The following is a 6961-nucleotide window of genomic DNA, read 5'->3' as shown; positions in this document are numbered from 1 at the left end:
GTTGCCCACATGAAGCACAGAGGCCTCCCAACAGAGGCCTCGATCACCGGGATTGCCCTGAATGGGCAAAGCGATCTACGCGCCCCATCGTCTATGTGCATCCAACCTCCCGCGAAACGCGGGAACGGGGCTTGATCAGCGTTGCCCTAAATAAAACGGTGTGGGAGCGGCGCTCAAGCCAGCTCGACATTGGCCAGCCGGATGAAATCGGCGACCTCGAGTTGTTCGGCGCGTGCGTCCGGGCGCACCTGCGCAGCCTCGAAGTGGGCCGGTTCGCAAATGGTGGACAAGGCATTGCGCAGGGTCTTGCGGCGCTGCCCGAACCCGGCGCGCACCACATCGGCGAAGCGGCGGCGGTCGTTGATCTGCACCGTGGCCGGGTCGCGCGGTACCAGCCGCACCATGGCCGAGTCCACCTTCGGCGGCGGCCGGAAGGCGCCCGGCGGCACCACGAACAGCGCAGTCACCTCGCAATACGCCTGCAGCATCACGCTGAGCCGTCCGTACACCTTGCTGCCGGGGCCGGCGGCCATACGGTCGACCACTTCCTTTTGCAGCATGAAGTGCATGTCGGCCACGGCAGCGGCATGGTCCAGCGCATGGAACAGGATCGGCGAGGAGATGTTGTAGGGCAGGTTGCCGACCAGGCGGATCGGTGTGCCATCGGCCAGCGCAGTGAAATCCACGCTGAGCACATCGCGGTGGATGATGCGTAATGCGCCGATCGGTGCCGCCGCTTCGGTCAACGGCGCGATCAGGTCGCGATCGAATTCGATGACGGTCAATGCGCCGTGCTTGCGCAGCAGCGGAAAGGTGATGGCGCCCTGGCCCGGGCCGATTTCGACCAGATGCTGGCCGGCGCGCGGATCCACCGCCTGCACGATGCGGTCGATGTAATACCGGTCGGCAAGAAAGTGCTGGCCAAGCGACTTCTTGGCCGGTGCGCTGAAAGAAGAATTCATCCGTGCAGTTTAACGGAGGCCGCGCCTGCACGCGGTGTCGTTTGCGTGCGCACCGGGCCTGGCGGATGGACGGCGTGCACCATGCAGCAGGCCCGTAGCGGGCAAGCACACGTGGTGTTAGCGGCGTGCCGCCAATCGCGCGCACAACGCAGTGGCCGCCATCAGGCTGGAGGGGTCCGCGATTCCGCGGCCGGCCAGTTCCAGCGCGGTACCGTGATCCACCGCCACGCGCGGGTAGGGCAGACCCAGGGTGATGTTCACTGCCTGCTCGAAGCCGCTGTACTTGAGCACCGGCAGGCCCTGGTCGTGATACATCGCCACTACTGCGTCGAAACCGCGCAGTTTCTGCGGCAGGAACGCGGTGTCCGCCGGCAGCGGGCCGATCAGCTGCATGCCGTCGCCGCGCAGCTGCTCCAGCACCGGAATGACGATATCCAGTTCCTCGCGGCCCAGGTGACCATCTTCGCCGGCATGCGGATTGAGGCCGAGCACGGCGATGCGCGGGTGCTCCAGGCCGAAGTCACGCTGCATCGCTGCATGGGTGATGCGCAGGCATTGCAGCAGGGCATCGGCGGTGATCGCGTCGGCCACCGCACGCAGCGGCAGATGGGTTGTCACCAGTGCGACGCGCACGATGCTGTTGGCCAGCATCATCACCACCGGGCAACCGGCTTGTTCGGCCAGCAGTTCGGTGGTGCCGGTGTAGGCAATGCCGCCGGCGTTGATCATTGCCTTGTGCACCGGGCCAGTGACGATGCCTTGCAGGCGGCCGGCGAGGCAGTCGGCCGCGGCACTGCGCAGGCCGGCAATCACCGCTGCGGCATTGGCCGGGTCGGGTGCGCCGAAACGCGTGGCCACGGCTTGGCGAATGGGATGCAGCGGCAGGTCGCCAGGCGCGCGCGCGGACTGGTCGGGATCGAGCAGCCGCACAGACAACGACAGCGCCGTTGCGGCGCTGTGCAGGGTATCTGGGTCCGCGTAGGCAATCAGATGCGTGTCCGAGCGCGGCTGCTGCGCAAGCCGGATGCAGAGCTCCGGCCCGATTCCGGCCGGCTCGCCTGGCACCAGCGCGAGCGACGGGAGCATCATGCTATCCGGCTGCCCGGTCTCAGCGCCTCGGTTTTGCCGGCGGCGGCGAGGGCGCTGCAGGGTCTGCCGATTTGGCCGGAGCGGCGGTGGCATTGTCATCGGCGCGGTCGCTGGTGCGGTAGCTCACGTACGCTTCGCCACGCAGTTCCTGCAGATAGCGGTTGTACTCTTCTTCCAGCTTGCGGCGACCGATGGTTTCACGCACTTGCGCGCGCTGATTCTCGGCGCTGACGTCGGTCTGGCGGCTGCCGACGCGCTGCACGATGTGCCAGCCCGCCTGAGTACGGAACGGTTCGGAGACCGCGCCGTCGGTCAAGCTCTCGACCTGCTTGCCGAAGTCCGGGCCGAACGCGTCGGCCGGGAACCAGCCCAGATCGCCACCCTGGCCGCGGCTGTTGGTGTCCTCGGAGGACTCCTTGGCCGTTGCCTGGAAATCGGCACCACCGACGATGCGCGCGCGAATCGTATCGATCTTGGCCTTGGCCTGCGCCTCGGTCTGGTTGTCGCCGATCCGCACCAGGATGTGGCGGGCGTGGTACTCGGTGACCATTTTTTTTTCGCCGCCGGCATTGGCGTCGCGCATTTCCACCAGCTTGAGCAGCTGGAAGCCGCTCGGGCCGCGCAGCGGTCCGGCCACCTGGCCAGGCTGCATGTCGCGGATCAGCTGCGCAAATGCGTTGGGAATTTCATCCAGGCTGCGCCAGCCCAGATCGCCACCTTCCAGTGCATTGGGGCTATCCGAATAACGCACCGCCGCGGCCGAAAAATCCAGCTCGCCCTTGTCGATCAAGGCTTTGACGCCATCGACCTTCTTCTGGCCAGTGGCGATCTGCTCGGCGGTTGCGCCTTCCGGCAGGCCGATCAGGATGTGCGCCAGGTGGTACTGGCTACCGGTGGCGGCCTGTTGGGCCAGCGCGGTATTCACTTCGCCTTCGCTCACACTGATGCGGCTCTGCGCAAAGCTCTGGCGCAGGCGCTGCACGATGATCTCGTCGCGCACCGAGGCGCGGAAATCGGCGTAGCCCATCCCGTCGGCTGCCAGCTTCTGGCGCAAGCCGTCCACCGTCGTGCCGTTCTGCTGGGCGATGCTGGCGATGGCCCGGTTGAGTTCCTCGTCGCTGACGCGGATGCCGTTGCCATCGGCACGGCTGACCTGCAACTTGACCAGCACCAGGCGCTCAAGTACCTGGCGCTGCAGCACGTCGTCTGGCGGCAGCTGGTTTTCGCGACCGGCGTACTGCGACTTGACGTTGCGCACGGCGCGATCGAGCTCGCTCTGCAACACCACGTCTTCGTCGACGATGGCAGCGATGCGATCCAGCGGCTGGGATTGCTGTGCCGAGGCCAACGGCGAAACCGTGCTGGTGATGGCCAGCAGCGAGGCAAGAACAACAGAGAAAGGCTTGGTCATGGAATCAGGTTCGGATCGTAATCGTCCGGATTGGTCGTGGTGTTGCTGGGCGGGACCAGGTAAAGGTCGTCGCGGTAATAGCCGAGAATAGCACGGCGCAAAGTGCGGTCCGTGTTCTGCCCGAACGAGCTCAAGCCCTTCAGCACGAACTCTATTTGGATCGAGTTGTCCATCTGGCCATCGCGGTTGCGCACGAACCGGCGCACCAGTCCGCGGACCGCCAGGCAGCAGCTATCCCATTGCACGCCACCGATGATTTCCAGCGGCTTGCGGTCCAGCAGCGAGTAGTAATACCGACCCACCGCGCTCCAGCTGGGGTTGATCGGGTACAGGAAGGAGAAATCGGCCTGCTTGAGCTGGTCGCTGTTGTCGACGAGGTTGCGACGGTAGCGATACGCCAGGTTGATGATGCCGTCGTTGTTGAGCAGATAGCGCGTGCGCAGGCTGGCCAGATCTTCCTTGCGCGAGTTCGGGTTCCACTGATAGGTGGCGCCCATCGACCAGCGGTCGTTGATCATGTAGTTGGCGTCGGCCACCCAGGCGGACTTGCCTTGGTCGATGGTCTGTTCGCTGCCGGCTGCCGAGTTGTTGCTGTTGTTGATGGTGACCAGCGAGTCGCTGAAGTACAGGATCTGGCCCGCGCTCAGCGATAGTTTCTCGCGGCCATCGTCCTGGCGCAGCCAGCGCGAAGTCACTGCCAGGGTCAGCTGATTGGCATCGTTCTGGCGGTCGGCGCCGGTGTAGCGGGTGTCGCGGAACAGCTGCCCGTAGCTGAAGGTGAACGGACGTGTGTCGAACACCGGCAGATCGTCCTGGTCGCGGTACGGCACGTACAGGTAGTACATGCGCGGCTCCAACGTATTGAGATAGTTGGTGCCGAACAGCGAGGTTTCGCGATCGAAATACAGACCGGCGTCCAGCGAGGCGATCGGCAGGCTGCGCGTAGGCGTGCGGTTGCCGGTCAGCGGCGGGGTATTGGCCAGCGTGGAGTCCAACTGGTAGGCGGTATAGCGCCATGCCACGGTGGGCGTCACAAACCACGCAGCGCCCGACAGCGGCATCGAGATGTAGGGTTTGACGTCCAGGCGCGAGCCGCTGCCGTATTGCTTATTGCGAATGTTGGTACGGACGTACTCGTCGCCGTTTCTATTATTGTTGTCTGCGTTCGGAATGAAATTCACCTGGTACGAATCGTCGTGGGTGAAGTGCACCGCCTCGGCGTACACCCCCGCCTCGAAAATGCCCAGCGGCTTTTCCCAGGTGAAATACGCGCGCGGCTGCCGGTTGTAGGGCAGGGCCTGCTCGTCTAGCGTGTAGTCGGTGAGCTGCCAGCGGTCGGCCATCAGGCCCGCCGTCCAAGTCTCGCCAGTGCCGTAGATGCCCACGGTGCTCTGCAGGCTGGACGCCGAGCCCATGCCGTTGATACGGCTGGTGAAGTCCTCGACATAGCGCGTGTCGCTGACCCAGGAGATGCTGCTGCGCGCCTGCCAGTAAGTATTGACGTTGTGGTAGCCGCTGTAGAAAACGCTGCCACGGTCCTTGTCGCGCAATTTGTCGTTGGGCAGGTAATTGCCGGTGATTTCGCCGCGACCGCCCTCGTACAGGTAACGGAATTCGGTGCCGAACATGAAGCCGCGCTTGCTCATGTAGCGTGGCAGCAACGTGGCGTCGTAATTCGGTGCCAGATTCAGGTAGATCGGCTGCAGGTAGTCGAAGCCATTGCGCCCGGAGAGGCCGAACTGCGGAAACAGCAGGCCGGTCTGGCGGCGGTCGTCGATCGGGAACTTGAACCACGGGAAATACAGCACCGGCACCTTGCCAATCTGTAGTACAGCGTTACGCGCGGTGCCGAAACCTTCTTCGTTGTCGACGTCGATCTCCGGCGCGCGCACACGCCAGATCGGCTGCGAGGGGTCGCAGGTGGTGTAGGTGGATCGATGCATCTGCCCGACCTGGCCCTGCAGGTCCACCGACTCGGCGTCGCCATTGCCGCGGCGCTCCACCAGCTGGTACTGGATGTTGGTGACCTTGTGGGTGTCGGTATCCTGATTGCCTTCGGCGCGGTCGGCGACCATGCGGAAAGAGGTGTCCTGGTAACGGACATTGCCTTCGGCGATGTAGTTGCCGGTTTCGGTGTCCATGCGCAGATTGTCGGCACCCAGAAACTGGTCGCCCCGCTTGAGCGCCACATTGCCCTGGTATTGCGGGGTGGTGCTGGTGCCGGAGAGCTGGTCGCCTTCGATGTCGGTCGGCAACTGTTGGCGCATTTCGGCCGCCTTGGGGTTGGCGGCGGGGGCGCCGTCGAAGCCGGGTAGCGGGTCTACGGCCGGGCACAGCCCCCAGTTCAACGGCTTGTCGGCAGCCATGGCCGGAAGGCAGATGGCGATGCTCAAAGGCAGGGGCAGCAGACGGAGAGCTCGGCGCACGCGTGGGTTCAACCAATCAAATGGCCACTAGCTTGCCGCATACCCCGCATAGGGGCAATGAAGAGCGCCGGCGCCGGGAGGGCGAGGTTCATCGCACTTGGTGACGCGACCGGTGCCCCCGCTGGAGTTCAGCGCAGCGCCGCCACGTGCGCCACGCTGCTTTCGCGCAGCGCCTGCAGGTCGTAACCGCCTTCCAGCATCGAGACCACGCGGCCGCGTGCGTGGCGGTCAGCCAGGGTGCGCAGCGCACCGGTGAGGCAGGCGAAATCCCCGTCGTCCAGCATCAGGTCGGCCAGTGGGTCGCGCAGATGCGCATCAAAGCCGGCGGAGATCAGGATTAACTGGGGGCGGAAGGCATCGACCAGCGGCAGCATCTCGTCTTCCCAGACATTGCGGAAGCGCAGGCCGTCGCTGCCCGGTGGCAGCAGCAGGTTGTGGATATTGCCGACGCCGCGTTCGTACACGCTGCCCGAATGCGGGTACAGCCCGGACTGGTGAGTGCTCAGGTACTGCACGGCGGGGTCGCGCTCGAAGATCGCCTGGGTGCCGTTACCGTGATGGACGTCGAAATCCACGATGGTGATGCGCTCCAGCCCATGCCGGTCGCGCGCATGGGCGGCGGCCACGGCGATGTTGTTGAACAGGCAAAATCCCATCGATACCTGGGCGGTGGCGTGGTGACCGGGCGGACGCACGGCGCAGAAGGCGGTGCGGGTCTGGTCCTGCATCACCGCATCGACCGCGGCGATGCCGGCGCCTGCGGCGCGCAAGGCGGCCGCGCGCGAGGCGGGTGCCATGCGCGTGTCCACGTCCAGCTGACGATAGCCGTCGAAGGCGGTTTCCAGCACCGCATCCACCTGCTCGCGCTCGTGCACGCGGCACAGGTCGCCCAGCTTGGCCAACGGCGCTTCGCGCCAGTCCAGGTCCGGGAATGCGGCGCGCAGGGCCTGGACCACCGCTTCCAGGCGGGCGGGGCTTTCCGGGTGCTCAGGGCCGGCGTCGTGACCGAGGCAGGCGGGATGGGTAAAGGCCAACATCGGGCAACTCTAGCCTCTGTGCCGACCCGGGCACAT

The 6961-nt window shown here is 65.2% G+C and carries 5 protein-coding genes; all 5 read right to left on the bottom strand.

Going from position 1 to position 6961, the window contains the following annotated elements; translation table 11 throughout:
* Positions 1–173: 173 nt before the first annotated feature.
* Entirely contained in the window at positions 174–962 is a 789-nt protein-coding gene (gene rsmA, locus XAXN_RS01740; protein WP_054318264.1) for a 16S rRNA (adenine(1518)-N(6)/adenine(1519)-N(6))-dimethyltransferase RsmA, read from the bottom strand.
* A 117-nt stretch (positions 963–1079) separates the two neighbouring features.
* A complete protein-coding gene (gene pdxA, locus XAXN_RS01735) occupies positions 1080–2051 on the bottom strand; it encodes a 4-hydroxythreonine-4-phosphate dehydrogenase PdxA (protein WP_054318263.1) in 972 nt (323 codons plus the stop codon).
* Positions 2052–2070: 19 nt separating this feature from the next.
* Positions 2071–3462 carry a peptidylprolyl isomerase gene (locus XAXN_RS01730; RefSeq protein WP_054318262.1) on the bottom strand — a complete coding sequence of 464 codons (1392 nt, stop codon included), beginning with the start codon at positions 3460–3462 and terminating at the stop codon, positions 2071–2073.
* Positions 3459–5888, bottom strand: coding sequence for an LPS-assembly protein LptD (gene lptD, locus XAXN_RS01725; protein WP_134980185.1), 2430 nt, complete (start codon positions 5886–5888; stop codon positions 3459–3461). Before lptD ends, XAXN_RS01730 begins: the two co-directional genes overlap by 4 nt.
* A 128-nt stretch (positions 5889–6016) precedes the next feature.
* The gene (locus XAXN_RS01720; protein WP_054318260.1) at positions 6017–6925 is read right to left on the bottom strand and encodes a histone deacetylase family protein; all 909 of its coding nucleotides are present in this window, start codon (positions 6923–6925) and stop codon (positions 6017–6019) included.
* Between the last annotated feature and the right edge of the window lie 36 nt (positions 6926–6961).

Source organism: Xanthomonas axonopodis (genome assembly GCF_001304695.1).
Lineage (GTDB): Bacteria > Pseudomonadota > Gammaproteobacteria > Xanthomonadales > Xanthomonadaceae > Xanthomonas > Xanthomonas axonopodis.
Note: the sequence above shows the minus strand (reverse complement) of the source record. Positions and strands in the feature narration are given on the sequence as shown.

What these genes read in the sequence shown, in the direction of transcription:
- pdxA (WP_054318263.1), bottom strand. Translation starts at nt 2,051, where the DNA reads ATGATGCTCCCGTCGCTCGCGCTGGTGCCAGGCGAGCCGGCCGGAATC.
- rsmA (WP_054318264.1), bottom strand. Translation starts at nt 962, where the DNA reads ATGAATTCTTCTTTCAGCGCACCGGCCAAGAAGTCGCTTGGCCAGCAC.
- XAXN_RS01730 (WP_054318262.1), bottom strand. Translation starts at nt 3,462, where the DNA reads ATGACCAAGCCTTTCTCTGTTGTTCTTGCCTCGCTGCTGGCCATCACC.
- XAXN_RS01720 (WP_054318260.1), bottom strand. Translation starts at nt 6,925, where the DNA reads ATGTTGGCCTTTACCCATCCCGCCTGCCTCGGTCACGACGCCGGCCCT.